General features: G+C 62.6%; 15 protein-coding genes. 6 read left to right on the forward strand and 9 right to left on the reverse strand.

Annotation, left to right across the window (positions count from 1 at the left end; all coding sequences use genetic code 11):
- The first annotated feature begins 52 nt into the window (after positions 1-52).
- A complete protein-coding gene (gene ppnN, locus V3H56_RS16085) occupies positions 53-1,426 on the forward strand; it encodes a nucleotide 5'-monophosphate nucleosidase PpnN (RefSeq protein WP_042730350.1) in 1,374 nt (457 codons plus the stop codon).
- Positions 1,427-1,645: 219 nt separating this feature from the next.
- On the opposite strand, the gene V3H56_RS16090 is transcribed toward ppnN, so the two are convergent.
- The 5 genes from V3H56_RS16090 to V3H56_RS16110 all read right to left on the reverse strand — a co-directional run bounded on the left by V3H56_RS16090 (position 1,646) and on the right by V3H56_RS16110 (position 8,603).
- Positions 1,646-2,377: a transporter substrate-binding domain-containing protein gene (locus V3H56_RS16090; RefSeq protein ID WP_047738907.1), complete on the reverse strand. Its 732-nt coding sequence runs from the start codon at positions 2,375-2,377 to the stop codon at positions 1,646-1,648.
- 48 nt (positions 2,378-2,425) lie between these two features.
- Positions 2,426-3,748 (reverse strand): MFS transporter, encoded by a 1,323-nt coding sequence (locus V3H56_RS16095; protein WP_123578930.1) that lies wholly within the window; start codon positions 3,746-3,748, stop codon positions 2,426-2,428.
- Between the two features lie 62 nt (positions 3,749-3,810).
- The gene (locus V3H56_RS16100) at positions 3,811-4,863 is read right to left on the reverse strand and encodes a lactonase family protein (RefSeq protein WP_123578929.1); all 1,053 of its coding nucleotides are present in this window, start codon (positions 4,861-4,863) and stop codon (positions 3,811-3,813) included.
- Positions 4,864-4,882: 19 nt separating this feature from the next.
- Positions 4,883-7,570 (reverse strand): aconitate hydratase AcnA, encoded by a 2,688-nt coding sequence (gene acnA / locus V3H56_RS16105; protein WP_338473606.1) that lies wholly within the window; start codon positions 7,568-7,570, stop codon positions 4,883-4,885.
- A gap of 115 nt (positions 7,571-7,685) precedes the next feature.
- Complete coding sequence (locus V3H56_RS16110; protein ID WP_053007406.1) at positions 7,686-8,603, reverse strand: LysR substrate-binding domain-containing protein; 918 nt, start codon at positions 8,601-8,603, stop codon at positions 7,686-7,688.
- 290 nt (positions 8,604-8,893) lie between these two features.
- Here V3H56_RS16110 and V3H56_RS16115 point away from each other — a divergent pair, with 290 nt between their 5' ends.
- Together V3H56_RS16115 and V3H56_RS16120 are read left to right on the forward strand one after the other, a co-directional pair.
- The gene (locus V3H56_RS16115) at positions 8,894-9,856 is read left to right on the forward strand and encodes a GntR family transcriptional regulator (protein WP_338473607.1); all 963 of its coding nucleotides are present in this window, start codon (positions 8,894-8,896) and stop codon (positions 9,854-9,856) included.
- Entirely contained in the window at positions 9,853-10,494 is a 642-nt protein-coding gene (locus V3H56_RS16120) for an aldolase (RefSeq protein ID WP_047738913.1), read from the forward strand. Before V3H56_RS16115 ends, V3H56_RS16120 begins: the two co-directional genes overlap by 4 nt.
- A 64-nt stretch (positions 10,495-10,558) precedes the next feature.
- Here the strand turns inward: V3H56_RS16120 and V3H56_RS16125 are convergent, their stop codons facing one another.
- The 4 genes from V3H56_RS16125 to V3H56_RS16140 form a co-directional block, all read right to left on the reverse strand.
- Positions 10,559-11,614, reverse strand: a complete 1,056-nt coding sequence (locus V3H56_RS16125; RefSeq protein ID WP_053143718.1) for an AbrB family transcriptional regulator — start codon at positions 11,612-11,614, stop codon at positions 10,559-10,561.
- A complete protein-coding gene (gene otnK, locus V3H56_RS16130) occupies positions 11,604-12,872 on the reverse strand; it encodes a 3-oxo-tetronate kinase (RefSeq protein ID WP_338473608.1) in 1,269 nt (422 codons plus the stop codon). Before otnK ends, V3H56_RS16125 begins: the two co-directional genes overlap by 11 nt.
- Before the next feature lie 105 nt (positions 12,873-12,977).
- Positions 12,978-13,991: an isocitrate/isopropylmalate dehydrogenase family protein gene (locus V3H56_RS16135; RefSeq protein ID WP_244868226.1), complete on the reverse strand. Its 1,014-nt coding sequence runs from the start codon at positions 13,989-13,991 to the stop codon at positions 12,978-12,980.
- A 341-nt stretch (positions 13,992-14,332) separates the two neighbouring features.
- Positions 14,333-15,214, reverse strand: a complete 882-nt coding sequence (locus tag V3H56_RS16140) for a GntR family transcriptional regulator (RefSeq protein ID WP_047739572.1) — start codon at positions 15,212-15,214, stop codon at positions 14,333-14,335.
- A 222-nt stretch (positions 15,215-15,436) separates the two neighbouring features.
- Between V3H56_RS16140 and V3H56_RS16145 the strand changes: the two genes are divergently transcribed.
- The 3 genes from V3H56_RS16145 to V3H56_RS16155 all read left to right on the forward strand — a co-directional run bounded on the left by V3H56_RS16145 (position 15,437) and on the right by V3H56_RS16155 (position 18,529).
- Complete coding sequence (locus V3H56_RS16145) at positions 15,437-16,096, forward strand: aspartate/glutamate racemase family protein (protein WP_047738916.1); 660 nt, start codon at positions 15,437-15,439, stop codon at positions 16,094-16,096.
- 234 nt (positions 16,097-16,330) lie between these two features.
- Entirely contained in the window at positions 16,331-17,074 is a 744-nt protein-coding gene (gene phbB / locus V3H56_RS16150; RefSeq protein ID WP_047738917.1) for an acetoacetyl-CoA reductase, read from the forward strand.
- A 120-nt stretch (positions 17,075-17,194) separates the two neighbouring features.
- Positions 17,195-18,529, forward strand: a complete 1,335-nt coding sequence (locus V3H56_RS16155) for a CitMHS family transporter (RefSeq protein ID WP_047738918.1) — start codon at positions 17,195-17,197, stop codon at positions 18,527-18,529.
- Positions 18,530-18,543: the final 14 nt, after the last annotated feature.

Genomic DNA, 18,543 nt, shown 5'->3' on the forward strand with positions numbered 1-18,543 from the left:
TTTTTCAAGATGCCGCCTCTGTGTGCACGGCATCGTTTTCAAGGAACGCTGAATGACTCAAAGACATGTAATCAATGCCTCGGTGAGCCCAAAGGGCAGCCTGGAGACCTTGTCCCAGCGCGAAGTCCAGCAACTGAGTGAAGCCGGTTCCGGCAGTATCTACACCCTCTTCCGCCAGTGCGCCCTGGCTATCCTCAATACCGGCGCCCATGTCGACAACGCCAAGACCATCCTCGAAGCCTACAAGGACTTCGAGATCCGTATTCACCAGCAGGACCGTGGCGTGCGCCTGGAGCTGCTGAACGCACCGGCCGATGCCTTCGTCGACGGTGAAATGATCGCCAGCACCCGGGAAATGCTGTTCAGCGCCCTGCGCGACATCGTCTACACCGAAAACGAACTGGACAGCCAGCGCATCGACCTCAGCTCGTCCCAGGGCATCAGCGACTACGTCTTCCACCTGCTGCGCAACGCCCGCACCTTGCGCCCTGGCGTGGAGCCGAAAATCGTCGTGTGCTGGGGCGGGCACTCGATCAACACCGAAGAGTACAAGTACACCAAGAAAGTCGGCCACGAGTTGGGCCTGCGCAGCCTGGACATCTGCACCGGCTGCGGTCCGGGCGTGATGAAGGGCCCGATGAAAGGCGCCACCATTGCCCACGCCAAGCAGCGCATCCATGGTGGCCGCTACCTGGGCCTGACCGAGCCGGGCATCATCGCCGCCGAGGCGCCGAACCCGATCGTCAATGAGCTGGTGATCCTGCCGGACATCGAGAAGCGCCTGGAAGCCTTCGTGCGCGTCGGCCACGGCATCATCATTTTCCCGGGCGGTGCCGGCACCGCGGAAGAGTTCCTCTACCTGCTGGGCATCCTGATGCACCCGTCCAACCAGGACCTGCCCTTCCCGGTGATCCTCACCGGGCCGAAAAGCGCGGCGCCGTACCTCGACCAGTTGCACGCCTTTGTCGGCGCGACCCTGGGCGAGGCGGCGCAGAAGCATTACCAGATCATCATCGACGACCCGGCCGAAGTGGCGCGGCAGATGACCCAGGGCCTCAAGGAGGTCAAGCAGTTCCGCCGCGAGCGCAACGACGCGTTCCACTTCAATTGGCTGCTGAAGATCGACGAAGGCTTCCAGCGCCCGTTCGACCCGACCCACGCCAACATGGCCAGTCTGGGCCTGAGCCGCGACTTGCCGCCCCACGAACTGGCCGCCAACCTGCGCCGGGCGTTCTCGGGCATCGTGGCGGGTAACGTCAAGGACAAGGGCATTCGCCTGATCGAGGAACACGGGCCGTACGAGATCCACGGCGACCCCGCCATCATGGAACCCCTCGACCGCCTGCTCCAGGCCTTCGTCGCCCAGCACCGCATGAAACTGCCCGGCGGCGCGGCGTATGTCCCGTGCTATCGCGTGGTGACCTGACGGGTTTGCCCTAGGCTATGTACGAAATAGCCTGAAACTTGGTTATGCGGCGTTAAAAACCGGCTCGGAATGCTCATTGACAACCAGTCAAGTCGAGCGCGACCCCGGTCGTTCCTCGCCGGTTTTTGCCTTGCCTAACCTGCGTTTCAAACTGTTTCGTACACAACCTAGGGGGGGTGAGGTTGCTTTCGAAAGCGCTAGCCCCACCCTCCTCTCACTTCACGCTGACGGCGCCACCGTCACGTCAGCCTGCCCACTGGCGGCCAATGCGGCGTGGACAAAGCCTTCGGCTTTCTTACGCTCGATGAAATCCCGGACGTAGGCCGCTGCGGCTTCGCAGCGACGTGGCACGGCCATCGCCTGCCGGATGGACGTGAACGCGCCGTCGAGGACCCGGTACCGTGGGTTGCGCGCCGCGACCTGCTCCAAGGGCTGGCGTACGCCGGCCGCCGCATCCAGGCCCTGTTCAACATACAGATCCACCGCGCCCGCGGATGTCGGTGCGCGCTCAAGCTGCGCATGCTCCAGCGTCCGGGAAAGGAACAGATCGTAGGCCGCGCCCTTGCCGACGGCCAACCGCAGGCCCGGCCGGTCCAGGTCTTCCACCTGCCGGTAAGGCGAGTCCGCAGCCACCAGGTATGTCCCTTCGATGATCACGTAGGGTTCGCTGAACGCAATCTGCTCCTCACGCACCGGCTCGATCGCCAGGAAGGCGACGTTCCATACCCCCTCCTCCAGTGCCGCGAAGACCTTGCCGGCCGCATCGAACGTGATCATCTCCAGGCGTACGCCGAGTTCCTCGGCCAGCGCCCGTGCCAGGGCGACCGACACCCCTTGGGGCGATCCATCCCCAGCCTTTTGCGCCAGCACCGGATTGCCAAAGTTGATGGCTGCCCGCAGCAGGCCTTGCGGCGCCAACTGATCGATTACTGCTTGGCTGATAACACTCATTGCTTGCTCCTGGTTCAGTGAAAGCCTTGCCTGGACAAGGCGTCAGTCTCAATGGGCCTGGCGCCCCAAGGCCGCCCCGGCGTCGGGCGCTGGCCGGTTGGTCACCCGCATGAACAGCGTCATCAGGAAGCCAATAAGCAACAACGCGCTGAGGAACAACAAACCATTGGCGGCGCTGTGGCTGGTGCCCTTGACCAGGCCGATCAGTGACGGCCCGACGAAGCCGCCAAGGTTGCCGATGGAGTTGATCACCGCAATGGACACCGCCGCCGTGGCGCGGTCCAGGAACAGCGTCGGCAAGGCCCAGAACGGCGATTTGAAACTGTAGAGCCCGGACAGCGCAATGCAGATCATCGCCATGGCCAGGAATGGATTGCCCAGCACCGCCGCACCGACCAGGCCCAGCGCGGCCATCAACAATGGAAGGGCCGAATGCAGCTTGCGTTCATTGCGCAGATCCGAATGCCGCGACCAGAGAATCATCGCCGCCGTGGCGACGATGTACGGCAGCATTGCGATCAGGCCAATCTGCGTATGGGTCAGTGACTCGGAAAAGCCCTTGATGATCTGTGGCATCCAGTAGCCGACGCCGAGGCTGCCGCACTGGTAGACAAAATAGATGAACGCCAGGTACAGGACCTTGGGGTGGGTCATGGTCTTGTAGACGCCCAGGCTCTTGACGTCCTTGCGGCTCAGGCGATCGCGCTCCAACTCGGCGATCAACCATTGCTGCTCCTCAGGCTTCAACCATTTGGCCTGTTCGGGGCGGTCCGTCAGGTAGAAGAAGCAGGCAACACCGAGGAACACCGCGGGAATGCCTTCCAGGAACAGCATCCAGCGCCACCCGCTCCAGTCGAACCAGCTGACGTTGTCCATGATCCAAGTGCTCATGGGCGCGCCGATGATGTAGCTCACCGGGATCGCCGCTGTGAACAGCGCCACCGTGGTGGCCAGTTCCTTGGCGCGAAACCAGAAGGTCAGGTAGACGATGATGCCCGGGAAAAAACCGGCCTCGGCCACACCGAGGAAAAAACGCAGGATGTAGAGCTGGTTGGCGGTCTGCGCGAACGCGGTCAGGGCGGCGATGCAACCCCAGGTCACCAGGATGCGGGCGATCCAGACCCTGGCGCCGAACTTGTTCAACATCACGTTGCTCGGCACTTCGAACAGGAAGTAGCCGATGAAGAAGATCCCCGAAATGAAACCGAAGGCCTCGCTGGACAGGGCGAGCTCCTTGTTCATTTGCAGGGCGGCATAGCCGATGTTGGCACGGTCGAGATAGGAGACGATGTAGAGCAGGAAAACGAAAGGGATGATTCGCAGGGTAACCTTGCGAACGATCGCGGCTTCATCAGGATTGTTATTGTTCATGGCGACCTCGTTGAAGCAGGCGGTAACCTGCTGGTGTCATTGCAGGGTGTGGATCAGAACGCTCAGGGCGAGAAGACCATGCAGACAGGGCTGCCCGTCGAAATCGAAAACCCTGTCCTGGCAAGGCCACCCGTGTCCGGGTCCACGGCCATCGAGACAAGGGTGTCGCTGTCTTCGTTGAGTGCGAAAAGAAACTGCCCATTGGGTGTGAGCGCGAAGAAACGGGGCGTCTTGCCGTCGGTGGGCGTGAATTGCACCGGGCTCAACAAACCGCTGTCCGGATCGATGGCAAACACCGCCACGCTGTCGTAACCCCGGTTGGAGGCGTAGAGAAAACGGCCGCTGCGATCCACTTCGACTTCCGACGCCCGGCTGTTGCCGGTGAAGGTCGCAGGCAACGACGGCAGGTTCTGAAGCGCTGCCAGTGCCCCCGTCCGAGCGTCGAAGCGATAGGTGGTGACGGTGCTGTCCAGCTCGTTGATCACGTAGGCAAACGGCGCGTGGGGGTGAAACGCCAGATGCCGCGGCCCGGCCCCCTCGCGAGTCGCCACGAAGGGTTGGGCGGCCGGGTACAACTGGCCCGCGTCGAATCGAAAGCTGAACACCCGATCCAGGCCTTTGTCCGGCACCAGCACGAACTGGCCGGTGTGGTCGAAGACATTGAAATGCGGCTTGGAGAACGGCTGCTCGACCCGATGCGGGCCAATCGGCCCTTCCAGTTCGAGCAGTTGGTTGACCGCCCCGAGCGCCCCGTCCTCTTCCACGTTCAGCACTGCCAGCGAGCCGGTAAGGTGATTCGACACCACCAGGAATCGCTCGCCAGGGTCCAGCGCCAGGTGCACCGGGTTCTGGCCTTCGCAGCCCTGCCGGTTGAGGAAGGTCAGCCTGCCAGTCGTCTTGTCGATGCTGAAGGCGCTCACGCCGCTCTGGTCCCCGTGAACGGTGTAGAGCCGGTCACCGGCCTTGTTCAAGGCCAGGAAAGACGGGTTCACCAGCGCCTTGACCACTTGGACAAGCGCCAGCGTGCCCTGCTCCTGGTCCACTTTGTAGACACTGATGCCCTCGCCGCGAGCGTTGCGCTCGCGCGTGGTTCTTGATCCAACATAGGCAAACATAGGGGGCATTCTCCGGGTATCAGACGACGGGCCGCTGCGTGCGCTGGACCACCTTGCGGATCACGAACGGCAGCACACCGCCGTTGACCAGGTAGCGAATCTCCTGGAGGGAGTCGATACGCACGTTCAGCGACACCTGCAACGACTCGCCGTTGGCCCGCTGCATCACCATGCTCACGGGGTTGTCGCCCACATCGAGGTCATCCAGGCCGAAAAAGTCGAAGCGCTCGTCGCCCTGCAATGCCAGATCGTCGACCGACTGCCCGGGCATGAATTGCAGGGGGATGACCCCCATGCCGATCAGGTTGCTGCGGTGGATACGCTCGATGCTCCGAGCCACGACGGCCTTCACCCCCAGCAGGGCCTGGGCCTTGGCCGCCCAGTCGCGGCTGGAGCCGGCGCCATAGTTGATGCCGGCGAACACCAGCATGGGCGTGTGCTGGCTGGCATAGCTCTGGGCAGCCTCGAACAACGGCAGGCACTGGGTGTGGTCGGCGCTCCAGGCCCAGGCCCCCAGGCCCGGATGGCTGTCGCCCAACAGGCGATTCTTCACGGCCTTGTTGGTGAACGCGCCACGCAGCATCACCTCGTGGTTGCTGCGACGCGTGGAATACTGGTTCAGGTCCTCGGGGTGTTCGCCACGCTCCAGCAACCATTGGCCGGCCAGGCTATCGGCGGGAATCGAGTAGGCCGGCGAAATGTGGTCGGTGGTGACGTTGTCGCCCAACACCAGCAAGGTGCGCGCCGCGCGGATGGCCAGGCTGGACTTCGGCTCGGCGCTGATATCGGCCAGGTATTGCGGGCGGCGCAGGTAAGTCGAATCCGGGCTCCACGGGAACTGCACGCTCCCTTCCGCCGACAACGACTGCCAATGATGCGTGCCGTCCCACACCTTGGCCAGGCGTTGCTGGAAGAACTCAGGCTTGACCACCTTGACCACTTGCGCGGCAATCTCGGCATCCGACGGCATCAGGTCACGCAGGTACACCGGGCTGCCCTCGCGGTCCGTGGCCAGCGCCTGGGATTCCAGGTCGATATCGATGGTGCCGGCGATGGCGTAGGCCACGCACAGGGCCGGGGACGCCAGGTAGCCGGCAGGCACCTTGGGGTTGACCCGACCCTCGAAGTTGCGGTTACCCGACAACACCACGACACCCTTCAGGCCCTGGTCGGCAAACTGCTCGACCTGCGTCTGCAGGGACCCCGAGTTGCCGATGCAGGTCATGCAACCAAAGCCGGCAAGGTCAAAGCCCAGCGCGCGGAAATCTTCCAGCAGATCGGCATCCGCCAGGTAGTCGGCCACCACCCTGGAGCCCGGGGACAGCGACGTCTTGACCCAAGGTTTGCGGTGCAGGCCCAACTGGCGCGCCTTGCGCGCCAACAGACCGGCCTGGATCATCTGCGACGGGTTTGCGGTGTTGGTGCAACTGGTGATCGCGGACATGACCACCGCGCCATGGGTGATCGGCTCCTTGAAGGAAGGCTCGAAGAACGTCTGCTCGACCGGCCCGGCAATCAGGTTGGCGCCCCCCATGACTTCGTTGCGAAACGACGCCGCGGCATCGGACAGTTTTCGCCGCTGGTGCGGCTGGTGAGGTCCGGCCACGCTCGGCTCGATACTGTCGAGGTCCAACTCGATCCATTCATCGAACCGGGGTTCGGGCAACTCGTCGCGGCGCCACAACGGTTGGGCGCGCATGTAGCCCACGACACGGTTGCACAAAGACTCGGAACGACCGCTGAGTTTCAAGTACGCCAGCGTCTCGTCGTCGAACGGGAAGAACACCACCGTGGCGCCGTACTCAGGTGCCATGTTCGAGACCGTGCCGCGAGCGGCCCAACTCAACGAAGACAACCCAGGGCCAGTGAACTCGACGAACTTGCCGACCACCGAGCGCTTGCGCAAGATCTCGGCCACATGCAGCGACAGGTCGGTGGCGGTGACACCGGGGCGCAGGGCGTTGGTCACGCGGATGCCCACCACTTTCGGGAAACTGATCGGCACCGGCTCGCCGACCATCGCGGCCTGCCCTTCCAGGCCGCCCACGCCCCAACCCAGCACGCCAATCGCGTTGATCATCGGCGTATGGCTGTCGGTGGCGACCATGTCGTCCGGGTGCAGCAGACGCTGGCCGTCTTCGCTGCGACTTTCCCAGACCACCTGCGCCAGCGCTTCCATGTTCATCTGATGGATGATGCCGGTGCCAGGGGGAATCACCCCGAAGTTGTCCAGGCTCTTCTGCGCCCACTTGATGAAGCGGTAACGCTCACTGTTGCGTCGGAAGTCGATGTCCAGGTTCTGCTCGACGGCATCGGCCTCGGCGTAATGCTCGACGATCACCGAATGGTCGATCGTCAGGACGGCAGGGATCAACGGGTTCATCGCTTGCGGATCGCCGCCCAGCTCGGCCACCACATCGCGCATCCCGGCGAAATCCGCCAGCGCCGGCAGGCATGTGGTGTCGTGGAACATCAGCCGGTTTGGCTGGAAAGGCACCTCGCAATCAGGGCCCTCGCCAATGGCACGCGCCATGACCGAGGGCAGCGCTTGAGGGGAACAGCGCGCGACGTTCTCCAGCAGGATGCGTATCGAATAAGGCAGCTTCGATAGCTGCTGGGGTGAGAACATCTTGTTCAAATCGATGTAGGCATAGGGTGTGCCATCGATCTGCAGATGATTGATGAAGTCGCGGGCAGTCTCGGTCATGCTCTATCGCTCAGGCTTTTTTATAAGGTCGCGGGGCTCGGGTTAACCAGTCGTTACCGCTGATCAACCGATAGTAGGAGCAACCCCTGCGGGTGAAAATTGATCAATTGCCACGTCAGCGTTCTCTATCGGAGAACGCTCTGGTGTCGTGGCGATGACTCAGGTGTTCGATCAAGGCTTTGAGGGTGGGTGAAGCGGTGTCGTATTTCTTGCAGACCAGCAACAGCGAACGGCGCGCCCAAGGTTCATCCAGGGTCACGGCCTTGAGCCTGTGGCTGCGCAGGTATTGGTTGATCACGCTGCGTGGCAGCACGGCGAGCCCCAGGCCCGTCGACACCATGCGGCACATGCAGTCGAAGCTGCTGATACGGATCCTGAGCTTGAGCGCCCTGCCCAGCTTTTGCGCCTCGTCGGTCAGCAGCGTGTGCATCGAGCTTTCCAGGTGCGGCCCGACAAACTCATGGGCCAGGACCTGCTTGAAACGCACCGACTCGCGGGCCGCCAACGGGTGGCCTCCCGGCACGACCAGGGTCAGTTCATCATCGCGATAAGGCAGGGTTTCCAGGCCCTGGGCCGGCGTCTGGGCCGCGATGATGCCCAGGTCGGCACGACCATCGGCCACGGCCCGGATGACCGCCGACCCCACCCGTTCCTCGATGTCGAACTTGATCTGCGGATAGAGCGCCACGAAACGCGACACGTCGTCCGGCAGGAACTGGGAGAGCGCCGAGGTGATGGCATGGATACGGACATGGCCCTTGACGCCGGTGGCGTAGTCGCCCAGTTCATGGTCCAGTTGCTCAAGGGTCTGCTTGACCTGGCGGGCATAGAACAGCAGCGATTGTCCCGCCGGCGTGAGGTCCACGCCCCGTGCGTTACGTATCAACAGCGAGGAGCCCACCTGAGCTTCGAGCTCGGAAATGCGCTTGCTGATCGCCGACACCGCCAGGTGCCGGCGCCGGGCCGCATGGGTCAGGTTGCGCTCTTCGGCGACGGTGATGAAAAGGTCCAGGCTGGTAATGTCGTATCGCACCCGTTGATTCCTGGTGGAGAGGCTGGCGTGAGTGCCTTGCGGTCGTTGATCCATCGGGCTGGCGAGCCCGCATGCCTACTAGACGTCAGTCTAAATTGCTTTGCAAGGCAACAAAGTACAATTTTATGAAAAATCGGATAACTTAACGCCTGCGATGGCTCCCATCGGCTGAAATCTCCAAGCAGATTTCATATTGGCGTACCAAAATGCAATACTTGCGAAATACCTTTCCGGTCCAGCGAGGCCGAAGCAAGGTCAACCTTCCCTCAATGCCTTGAGTAACGACAGACATGGCTTCAAGCGCCCTGGTGCAACGAATCGCCGCACAGATCCGGCAGAAAATCCAGACCGGAGAATTGGCCACGGGCGATCATCTCAGCGCGCAGAAAGTGGCCGACCAGTTCAACGTCTCGCGTTCGCCTGCCCGCGAGGCCCTGGTGCTGCTGGCGGACCAATCGGCCCTCGAACAACGGCCCAATCGTGGTTTCTTCGTCCTCGACGCCCTCGCCCCCGTGGCAAATATCCACGATGAAGGGGTCCCGTTGGAGGAGCCAGAAGCCTATTACCGCCTCTCCGAGGATTGGCTGAACAACGCCATTCCCGCAGAAGTGACCGAACACATGCTGCGCACGCGCTACGACCTGACAAAAGCCCAGGTCGTCGACGTGCTCAACCGTGCCGCGAACGTCGGCTGGGTGACGCCGAAACCCGGTTACGGCTGGCGCTTGCTGGATGTGGCGAAGACCCCGGAAAGCCTCGAACAGATCTACAAGGTGCGCTCGCTGATCGAACCCGCGGCGCTGCTGGAACAGACTTACCAGCCTGATGCCAGCAAACTTCTGCAATTGAAGAAAGAGCAGCAGAGCCTGCTCGACGGCGGCATCGAGACCCTGCCCGCCGACGTGCTGCTCAAAAGCGGCATTCGCTTCCATGAAGCGTTCATCCAGCTCTCGGGCAACCCGCTCTACCACATGATCCTGGTGCAGATGAACAACATGCGGCGGCTGATCGAATACCGCTCGATGATCGACCGCAACCGCTTCTACAAACAGTGCGCCGAACACATCCAGATGATCGAGCGAGTGGAACAGGGTGACAACGTCGAGGCGGCGCGCCTGATGAGCCAGCACCTGAGCGGCTCGTTGGCGGAAAAATCCCCCATCCTGGCGCGGCGTGCATCATCAACCGACGCCCCAGGCCCACTCGACCCCGAGCACGGCGCTGTCACGGCCACCGAGGAACACCCACGATGAGTCATCACGAGCAACAACTGCGCGAAGAAATCTGCACCGTTGGCGCAAGCCTGTATGCCCGCGGCTATGCCGTTGGCAGCGCCGGCAATATCAGTGCGCGCCTGGAAGATGGCTGGCTGATCACCCCGACGGACGCTTGCCTGGGCCGGCTGGAGCCCGCGCAGATCGCCAAAGTCAGCCGGGTCGGCAGTTGGGTCTCCGGCAGCAAGCCGTCCAAGACCTTGGCGCTGCACCGGCAGGTGTACGACCGCAATCCAACCGTCAACGGCGTCGTGCACACCCATTCGACCGCGCTCGTGGCGCTGACCCTGGCAGGCGTCTGGCACGACGACGACATCCTCCCGCCCTTGACGCCCTATCAAGTGATGAAGGTCGGGCACATTCCCCTGATCGCCTATCAACGGCCGGGCTCGCCCGAGGTCGCCGCGCAAGTGGCGCTATGGGCACAGCGTGTGCGGGGCGTGATGCTGGAGCGCCTTGGCCCGGTGGTGTGGGAAAGTTCGGTATCGAAGGCCAGCTTCGCGCTGGAGGAGCTGGAGGAGACGGCAAAGCTCTGGCTGATGAGCGACCCCAAGCCGGCACCGCTGGACGAGCGCGCGATCGAGGAGTTGCGCAGCGTTTTCGCCGCCAACTGGTGACGCCGGCGCCCTCGCGCCCCGGATGCAACAGTGCCTGCCGGGGCCGCGCCGTGGTTTTCCGGCCTCACATGCGGCGATTGCGCAGATACTTCAGCCATGCGCCATGGATCGGCTCGGCACAGAGCATCACCACGACAAGCCGCATGATCTGCATCGCGGTCACCACCCCCACGGCCAGGTTCAATGCTTCGGCGGTCAGGTACATTTCCGTGCTGCTGCCCGGCATCATCCCGAGGGCCAGCGTCATCAGCGGGACATGAAGCCAAAGCCCGATGAGCGCCGCCAGCCCCACGGTCGACATGATCATGATCACCGTGAACACCGACACCTTGAGCAGGAAGGCCGGAGAGGAGCGGAAGAACTGCCGGTCGAAGTAACCGCCCAGGGCGCAGCCAATCATCAACTGCCCATAGTGACTGAGCTCCACCGGCAATGCGGTTTGCACGTTGCAGGCAGCCGTGACCACGGCACAGCAGGCCATGGGGCCGAACATCCAGGGGTTGGGCAACCGGCAGCGCTTCCAGATGACGGCCGTGAGCGCCCCGCCTGCCAGGAGCGGCAGCAACCAATGCCAGTCACTTGGCAGGCGCGCGGGAACCACCGAGGGTGAGACCTGAGCGGTGAAGAACATCGCCGGCGGCACGCACAGGACGATCAGCACCAGGCGCATGCTGTGCGCAGCGGCGATCTGGCTGACGTTGGCCTTGTGCCGGATGCCGGCCTGGATCATCTCGGAGAAGTTCGCCGGCATGAACGCGAAGAATGCAGTGGTCAGGTCCATGCCCCTGCGCTGCATGAAGGCGATGCCCAGCAGTGCCAGCAGCATCGTCAGGACCGCCGCGGACGCCATCATCACGAAATGCCCGAGGATCTGCTCCAGCACCGCCGGTGTGAAATGCAGGCCGATGGAGGTAGCGATCATCCATTGGCCTGACAGGCGGCCATAGGGTATTTCCCCCAGGGGCCCACCCAGGCAACGCACCAGGATGACCGCCAGCATCGAGCCAATGATCCAGGGCAGCGGCCAATGGAAGACGCTGGCCAGCCAGGCGCCCGCCGCACCGACGACCGGGGTCGCCCACCACCGCCCCAGTGAGGTGAACAACGCCCTAAGGCGCACAGGCCAACGCCTTCTCGAAGAAATCGACCGAGCCGAAATTGCCCGACTTGAGTGCCAGCGCCAGCGGATCGTCTCGCAGGCCGAGGGTCCAGGGCACACCGGGGTCGATCGTGATGCCGATTCTCAGGGCCTTGATCCCGAGCGCCTTGACGACCGCCCCAGACGTTTCGCCACCCGCCACCACCAATTTACGCACGCCCAGGTTGTAGAGCCCCACGGCGATGGCGGACAAGGCCTCTTCCACGAGTTGGCCGGCGGCTTCAACGCCAAGTGCCTGTTGGGCACGGTTCACCGAATCGGCAGCAGCGCTGGCGTAGATCAAGACCGGCCCGGCCGCGAGCAGGCCCTGGGCCCATTCGAGGGCGGCGCGCACCAAGTCCTGCCCATTGGCCAACTGCAACGGATCAATGGCGAAGCTTGGCCTCTCCTTGCGCCAATGCTCGACCTGCCCGTTGGTTGCCAACGAACAACTGCCCGACACCACCGCACCGAACCCTTCGAGCACGGGCAGCACCGAGGCAGCTTGAGCTTCACCGAGTAAACCGGCGCGCCGGAAATTGCCGGGCAAGCCCCGGGCCACGCCGGAGCCCCCCGTGATCAGCGGATGGTGGGCCAGCGCCGTGCCAATCGCATGCAGATGCTCATCTTCGATGGCATCGACGATGGCGTAGCCGAAACCCTGGGCCTGGAGAGACTGCAAGCGAGCTGAGATAGCGTCCGCGCCTTGCCTGACGACCCCGTGCGCAACCAACCCCACCGCCCTGCCCGTCTGCTGTTGCAGCACGCGCACCAGGTTGGCGTCGGTCATGGGCGTCAGCGGATGATTGCGCATGCCTGACTCGCTTAACAGCACATCGCCGACAAACAAGTGCCCTTGGAACAGGGTGCGCTGGTTCTCCGGAAACGCCGGGCACGCCACGACGAACGACACGCCCAGAGCCTGCGCCAAGGCGTCGGCGACAGGGCCGATGTTGCCCTGGGGAGTGGAGTCGAAGGTCGAGCAGTATTTGAAGAAAAACTGCCGACATTGCGCCCCGCGCAGCCACTGCAACGCTTGCAATGACTGGCTGACGGCGGCCTCGCTGGCAATGGTCCGGCTTTTCAGGGCGATCACGACCGCATCGATGTCCGCCGGCAGGGGCCCCTGTGGAATGCCGATCACCAGCAACGTTCGCATCCCGCCGCTCACCAGGGTACTGGCCAGGTCCGTTGCGCCGGTGAAATCATCGGCGATGCAACCCAGTAGTAATTGACTCACTGTTCGCTCCTCGGGCCCGGTCTCGCCTGAAGTGGGTGCGGGACCAGGCCGATGTAGTTATCCGACAGCCGCCGGCCGCCATGGCCGATGCGGCGTCCTCGCCGCTCAGCCCAGGATGAGGTTCGCGACCGCGTTGCCGAAGGCCTGGGTCCCGAAGGCGCCGCCAAGGTCAGGGGTGCGCTGGCGAGGGTCCTCCAGCACGGCATCGACCGCCTTGTCGATTGCCTGCGCGGCGTCGATCAAGGCCGGCCGACCGTGGTGCTCGCCCATCCACGCCAGCAACATGCCGACGGAAAGGATCATCGACACCGGATTGGCCTTGTCCTGGCCGGCGATGTCCGGTGCCGAGCCATGTTGGGCCTGGGCACAGCAATGGTGATCGCTGGCCATCATCGAGCCCGCAAGCCCGAGGCTGCCGGACAACTCGCTGGCCAGGTCGCTGAGGATATCGCCATAGAAATTCGTCGCGACCAGCACGTCGAAACGCTCCGGGTTGCGCACCAGGTGAGCGGTCGAGGCGTCGACCAGCAAGTCGTCGAGGACAACCTGCGGAAATTCCCTGGCCACGTCCCGAACGCACTCCAGGAAGAGGCCGTCGGTCATGTGGAAACTGTTGGCCTTATGGATGGCGGTGACTTTCTTCCCGCGCTTCATGGCCAGTTCGAACGCCCGGCGAGCGATGCGCTCACTGCAGTGGCGGGTGATCTTGCGCGTGGACAGGGCCATGTCCGGCGTCGGCATCACCTCACCCCAGCCACGGCTCATGTTGCGATCCGGGTAGAACCCCTCGGTGGCCTCGCGCATGATCACCAGGTCCATCACCTTGCCTTCCTTCATGTTCGAGGCCAGGAACGGTCGGGTACGGGCTGGCCGGACGTTGGCATAGAGGTCCAGGCCGATCCGGAAGCCGGCCGACACATTCCGCCCGCCCTTTTCAGGCGCCGGGTAATCCGCATGGGATTGGGTGCCGAGGATGATGCCGTCGTAGCCCTTGGCCTTTTCCAGCACTTCTTCGCGCAGGGTGGTGCCGTATTTGCTCAAGCTGGCAAAGCCGACATCGTCATAGTCGAATGTCAGCCCGAGGCCGAGCTTCTGATTGGCTGCTTTGAGAACCGACATCGAAGACTCGATGATTTCCGGACCGATACCATCACCAGGAAGTACCAAAATGCGCATCGCTAACCCCTTACCTTTTTATTGAGCGGATGTGTTTGCCGGGACTGAAACGACCTTTTATGTACATCGTCACTACAACGTACAATTTTGAACGAAGACCGGAGCACTGCTCAAGGGCCCCGCCAAGGCCATGAACCCGGACGCTATCGCCTTCGCAGGTCGACAGATTGCATTTTATTGCATGAATATACAATTTGCGCAATGCTTGAGTCCCACGAGCGTCCGATGTCGCATTGGCAAGCTGGCCGGACGCAAAACGGGGGCGACAGGCGTGCAGAGACGACTTAACGGCGGGCGGAAACCTCAAGGCTGCGCTGGTGCTCCAGCTCGTCCCTGGCTTCTTTTTCAGTTTTTTGCCGGCCGACGACATCGAGGTGGTTGCGCAAAAAATCCGCAGCCGCTTCACGCTGCCCACTTTCGATCAAGTCCAGGAGTTGGATGTGCTCCTTACACTGGTTGATCAACCGAGGCCGATCCACGTTGGCCTTGTAGGCCATGAAGCGACGCAACTGGTTCTGGCGGCGGATGGCTTCAAGAAAGAATGCGTTGCCCGAACAACGGACGATCAGCTCGTGCAACTGTGCACCGATCTGGAACAACTGCGAGCGCGACAGCTTGAAGATGTCGCCGTCGAGCAATTGCTGCTGCGCCGTGCGCGCCTTGGCGAAGGCCACCTTGTCTACCACGTAGCCGGGTTCGAGCAAGGCCGCAGGCTCGATGGCCATGCGAAAGCGGTAGCTCTGGATATGGGCCTTGGAGTCGTGCAGGAAACTATTGATCTCCCAGCCCTGCCCGGGCTTGCGCTCGACCATGGCTTCGTTGGCCAGGCGACTGAGCACCTTCAGCAGTTGCCCACGAGGCACTGCGTACTTGCGCATCAGCTCGGCTTCGAAAAACGTCGTGGGAATATCGCCACGGAGCACGTCGTCGACCACCCGCAGGTAGAAGTCTTCGAACGGATCGACCTCCAACGGCAACTTGCCGCTGTCGATACCCCGCGCGTCAGCGGTCAGGAAGTACCCGCGGTTGGGCTCCTTGACGGCCAGGCCAAGCTCGGCGAGCAAGGCGAATCCACGGCGTATCGGCGAGCGGGAAACCCCCAGCTCCTTGGCGAAAGATTCTTCGCGCAGGGGGTCACCGGCACGCATCGACCGGGCGCGGGCCATGTCGATGATCTTGGGCGCCAGTTGCTCCGCCAGGTCTTTCTTTATCTTGACCTTGACCCTGGACAGATCGCCCGCGGGTGGTTCAAGAGTCGGTTCTGCTGAATTCATGGCTATCAGTGATCAAAGAAGGTTAGGGTCGATACGCAGAGTGGACGCTGTCGCCACAGGCCAGGCCTTGCGAAAAAATAACACACAATCACACCACTACGACCCGGGGAACACATGACTGCACCGCTGATTTTTCTGATCCACGCCACTGCCGTCTCCATTGCGCCGATCAGTGACGCCTTCGCGCGCCTGTGGCCTGAAGCCAGGCTGGCCAACCTGCTGGAGGACTCGTTGTCCCGCGATCTGGCTGCTGCGGGCGAACTCACGCCGGCCTTGACCGAGCGCTTCGTGAAGCTGGCGAGCTACGCTTCGGCGTCGGGCGCCGACGGCATCCTGTTCACGTGTTCGGCGTTTGGTGATGCCATCGACCAGTGCAAACGTGCGCTGAGTATCCCGGTGCTCAAGCCGAACGAAGCCATGATCGAAGAAGCGCTGCGCAGGACCGGCAAGCTGGCCTTGTTGGCGACGTTTCCCCAGGCCATCACGTCGATGGTCGAGGAATTCGAACAGCATGCAAGCCAGCAGGGTCGGGAGCTGGCGTTGGCCACCTACGTCTGCGACAACGCCTTCGATGAGCTGCGTCGCGGCAATCAGGCGTGCCATGACCAACTGATCAGCGAACGGGCCAGCGACATCACAGGCAGCGACCTGCTGTGCTTTGCGCAGTTTTCCATGACCAGCGCTGCGGTGGCCGCCAGCAAGGCCAGCGGGCTCGAAGTGCTGACCACGCCTGACAGCGCGGTACTGAAGCTTCGGCACCTGCTGCACGCCTGAGGCCGGGACGAATAAACGGCAGGAAAATCAACAGGATCAGGTCGACTGCCGCCCTCGGCTACCCCTCGCACGGATAGCCGAGCACCCACCGTTCGTAAAAAAAGACGCCTGTTTTTTGGCAAATTGTACTGCGTTAGCTTGCAAAACAATTTGCAGTGGAGTCTATTAGCGGCCAGTGGCCCTTCATCGCCACCGGCACTACTCCCCACAAGAAAACACAACAGGAGTTAACGCATGAGCAAAAAAATCGCCTTTGTCACCGCTGGCATGGGAACACTGGGCACCGCTGTCTGCCAGCGATTGGCAAAAGACGGGTTTACCGTCGTCGCGGGATGCGGCCCGAACTCTCCGTTGAAAAATGCCTGGCTGGCCCAGCAGAAAGCGCTGGGGTTTTCCTTCATCGCCTCCGAAGGCAACGTGGCCGACTGGGATTCCTGCCGCCGGGCCTTCGAGGAGATCAAGCGCCAATACGGCCCGGTCGAAGTTCTGGTCAACAATGCCGGCACCGCTCGAAACGTGGTGTTCCACGACATGCAGCCCAACGATTGGGCCGCCGTGATCGATACCAATCTCAATTCGCTCTTCAACGTGACCAAGCAGGTCATCGATGCAATGGTCGAGCGAGGCTGGGGACGGGTGATCAACATTTCCTCGGTCAACGCCCAGTTGGGCCAGGTCGGCCAGGTCAACTACTCCACCGCCAAATCGGCGATCCGCGGGTTCACCCGGGCCTTGGCGCGGGAAGTCGGGCCGCGCGGGGTGACGGTGAACACCGTGTCTCCGGGATACATTGCCACCGACAAGCTCAAGTCCATCACCACCGCCGAGGTCATGGACCGGATCATCCAGGACATCCCTTCCCGTCGCCTCGGCACCGCCCAGGAGATCGCCTCCATGTGCGCCTGGCTCGCGTCCGATGAATCCGGCTACGCCAACGGCGCCGATTTCTCCCTGAACGGCGGCCTGCATATGAGTTGAGCCATCCTGGGCCCTCGACGAGCCATGCCCGCTTGGCAGATTCCAATCCTTCGGGAACCTTGATGCGCACCACGCGCAGATCCCATAAAAATAATTGTACTTTACGTCAAGGTGATACAAATGCTCTCACTACTCGGCTACGGCATGATCGTGACCTTCATGGCCCTGATCATGACCAAGCGGTTGTCACCCTTGGTTGCCATGACCACAGTGCCGATCGTATTCGCGCTGATCGCCGGTTTCGGCCCGGAGATGGGCGACATGATGATCGAGGGGCTGCGCAAGGTCGCACCGACGGCGATCATGGTGATGTTCGCGATCCTCTATTTCGGGGTCATGTTCGATACCGGTCTGTTCGATCCCATCATTCGCAAGTTCATTACGCTGATCAACGGCGACCCGATGAAGGCGGTCCTGTTCGCCACCTTGCTCGCGGGCATGGTGTCGCTGGACGGCGATGGCTCAACGACGTACATGATCACCATCACCGCGATGCTGCCGTTGTTCAAGCGCCTGCGCATGGACCCCTTGTGCCTGACGTGCGTGGTCATCCTGGCGGCGAGCGTGACCAACCTCCTGCCTTGGGGCGGCCCGTTGGCACGGGCGGCCGCGTCCCTGCAGGTCGACACCTCGGACCTGTTCCTGCCGCTGATCCCGGTGATGGTCGTGGCCTTCCTGGGCGTCATGGCACTGGCCTGTTTCATCGGCATTCGCGAACGCCAACGCCTGGGCAAGCTGCGGCTTTCGGCCGGCGCGGCGGCCACCCTTTTCGAGGATGATGGCGATGAAGGCTTGCCTTCGATGTCCGAGGAGAACGCCGAACTGCGCCGGCCAAAGTTGTTCTGGCTGAACGCCGGGCTGACCATCGCCTTGATGACGGGCCTGGTCACGGAAGTGCTGCCGCTGTCCATCCTGTTCATGGTCGCGTTCTCGATAGCCCTGGTGATCAACTACCCGCACATGCATGACCAGCGCCGACGAATTTCCGCCCACGCGCCAACGGCCTTGAACCAGATCGCGATCTTCCTCGCCGCCGGCATCCTGGCCGGCATCCTGTCGGGCACGGGCATGGTCAACGCAATGTCGGCCAGCTTCCTGGCGATGCTGCCAGAGACCTGGGGCCCGTACATGGCGCCGATCACCGCGCTGGCGAGTATCCCGGGCACGTTCTTCATGTCCAACGACGCGTTCTACTACGGCGTGCTTCCGGTGCTGGCCAAGGCGGCCGCGGTGTACGGCATCTCCCCCGCGGAAATCGGCCGCGCATCGCTGGTAGGTCAACCGGTGCACCTGCTCAGCCCGCTGGTCGCCTCCACCTACCTGTTGTGCGGGCTGGCGGGCGTGGAGTTCAGCGACCACCAGAAGTACACCCTCAAATGGGCGTTCGCGCTGAGCTTCCTGCTTCTAGGCGTGTGCCTGGTCATGGGGCTGTTCCCGCTCCAGGCAGGTGCTTGAGCCCCCCTCAAGCC

Source organism: Pseudomonas sp. MS646 (genome assembly GCF_036693845.1).
GTDB lineage: Bacteria > Pseudomonadota > Gammaproteobacteria > Pseudomonadales > Pseudomonadaceae > Aquipseudomonas > Aquipseudomonas chlororaphis_E.

Excerpts from the sequence above, each read along its gene's own strand:
- ppnN (WP_042730350.1), top strand. The coding sequence starts at position 53 with ATGACTCAAAGACATGTAATCAATGCCTCGGTGAGCCCAAAGGGCAGC.
- V3H56_RS16135 (WP_244868226.1), bottom strand. The coding sequence starts at position 13,991 with ATGTCGGTTCTCAAAGCAGCCAATCAGAAGCTCGGCCTCGGGCTGACA.
- phbB (WP_047738917.1), top strand. The coding sequence starts at position 16,331 with ATGAGCAAAAAAATCGCCTTTGTCACCGCTGGCATGGGAACACTGGGC.
- V3H56_RS16115 (WP_338473607.1), top strand. The coding sequence starts at position 8,894 with ATGGCTTCAAGCGCCCTGGTGCAACGAATCGCCGCACAGATCCGGCAG.
- V3H56_RS16120 (WP_047738913.1), top strand. The coding sequence starts at position 9,853 with ATGAGTCATCACGAGCAACAACTGCGCGAAGAAATCTGCACCGTTGGC.
- V3H56_RS16090 (WP_047738907.1), bottom strand. The coding sequence starts at position 2,377 with ATGAGTGTTATCAGCCAAGCAGTAATCGATCAGTTGGCGCCGCAAGGC.
- V3H56_RS16095 (WP_123578930.1), bottom strand. The coding sequence starts at position 3,748 with ATGAACAATAACAATCCTGATGAAGCCGCGATCGTTCGCAAGGTTACC.
- V3H56_RS16140 (WP_047739572.1), bottom strand. The coding sequence starts at position 15,214 with ATGGCCCGCGCCCGGTCGATGCGTGCCGGTGACCCCCTGCGCGAAGAA.
- V3H56_RS16100 (WP_123578929.1), bottom strand. The coding sequence starts at position 4,863 with ATGTTTGCCTATGTTGGATCAAGAACCACGCGCGAGCGCAACGCTCGC.
- V3H56_RS16145 (WP_047738916.1), top strand. The coding sequence starts at position 15,437 with ATGACTGCACCGCTGATTTTTCTGATCCACGCCACTGCCGTCTCCATT.
- acnA (WP_338473606.1), bottom strand. The coding sequence starts at position 7,570 with ATGACCGAGACTGCCCGCGACTTCATCAATCATCTGCAGATCGATGGC.
- V3H56_RS16155 (WP_047738918.1), top strand. The coding sequence starts at position 17,195 with ATGCTCTCACTACTCGGCTACGGCATGATCGTGACCTTCATGGCCCTG.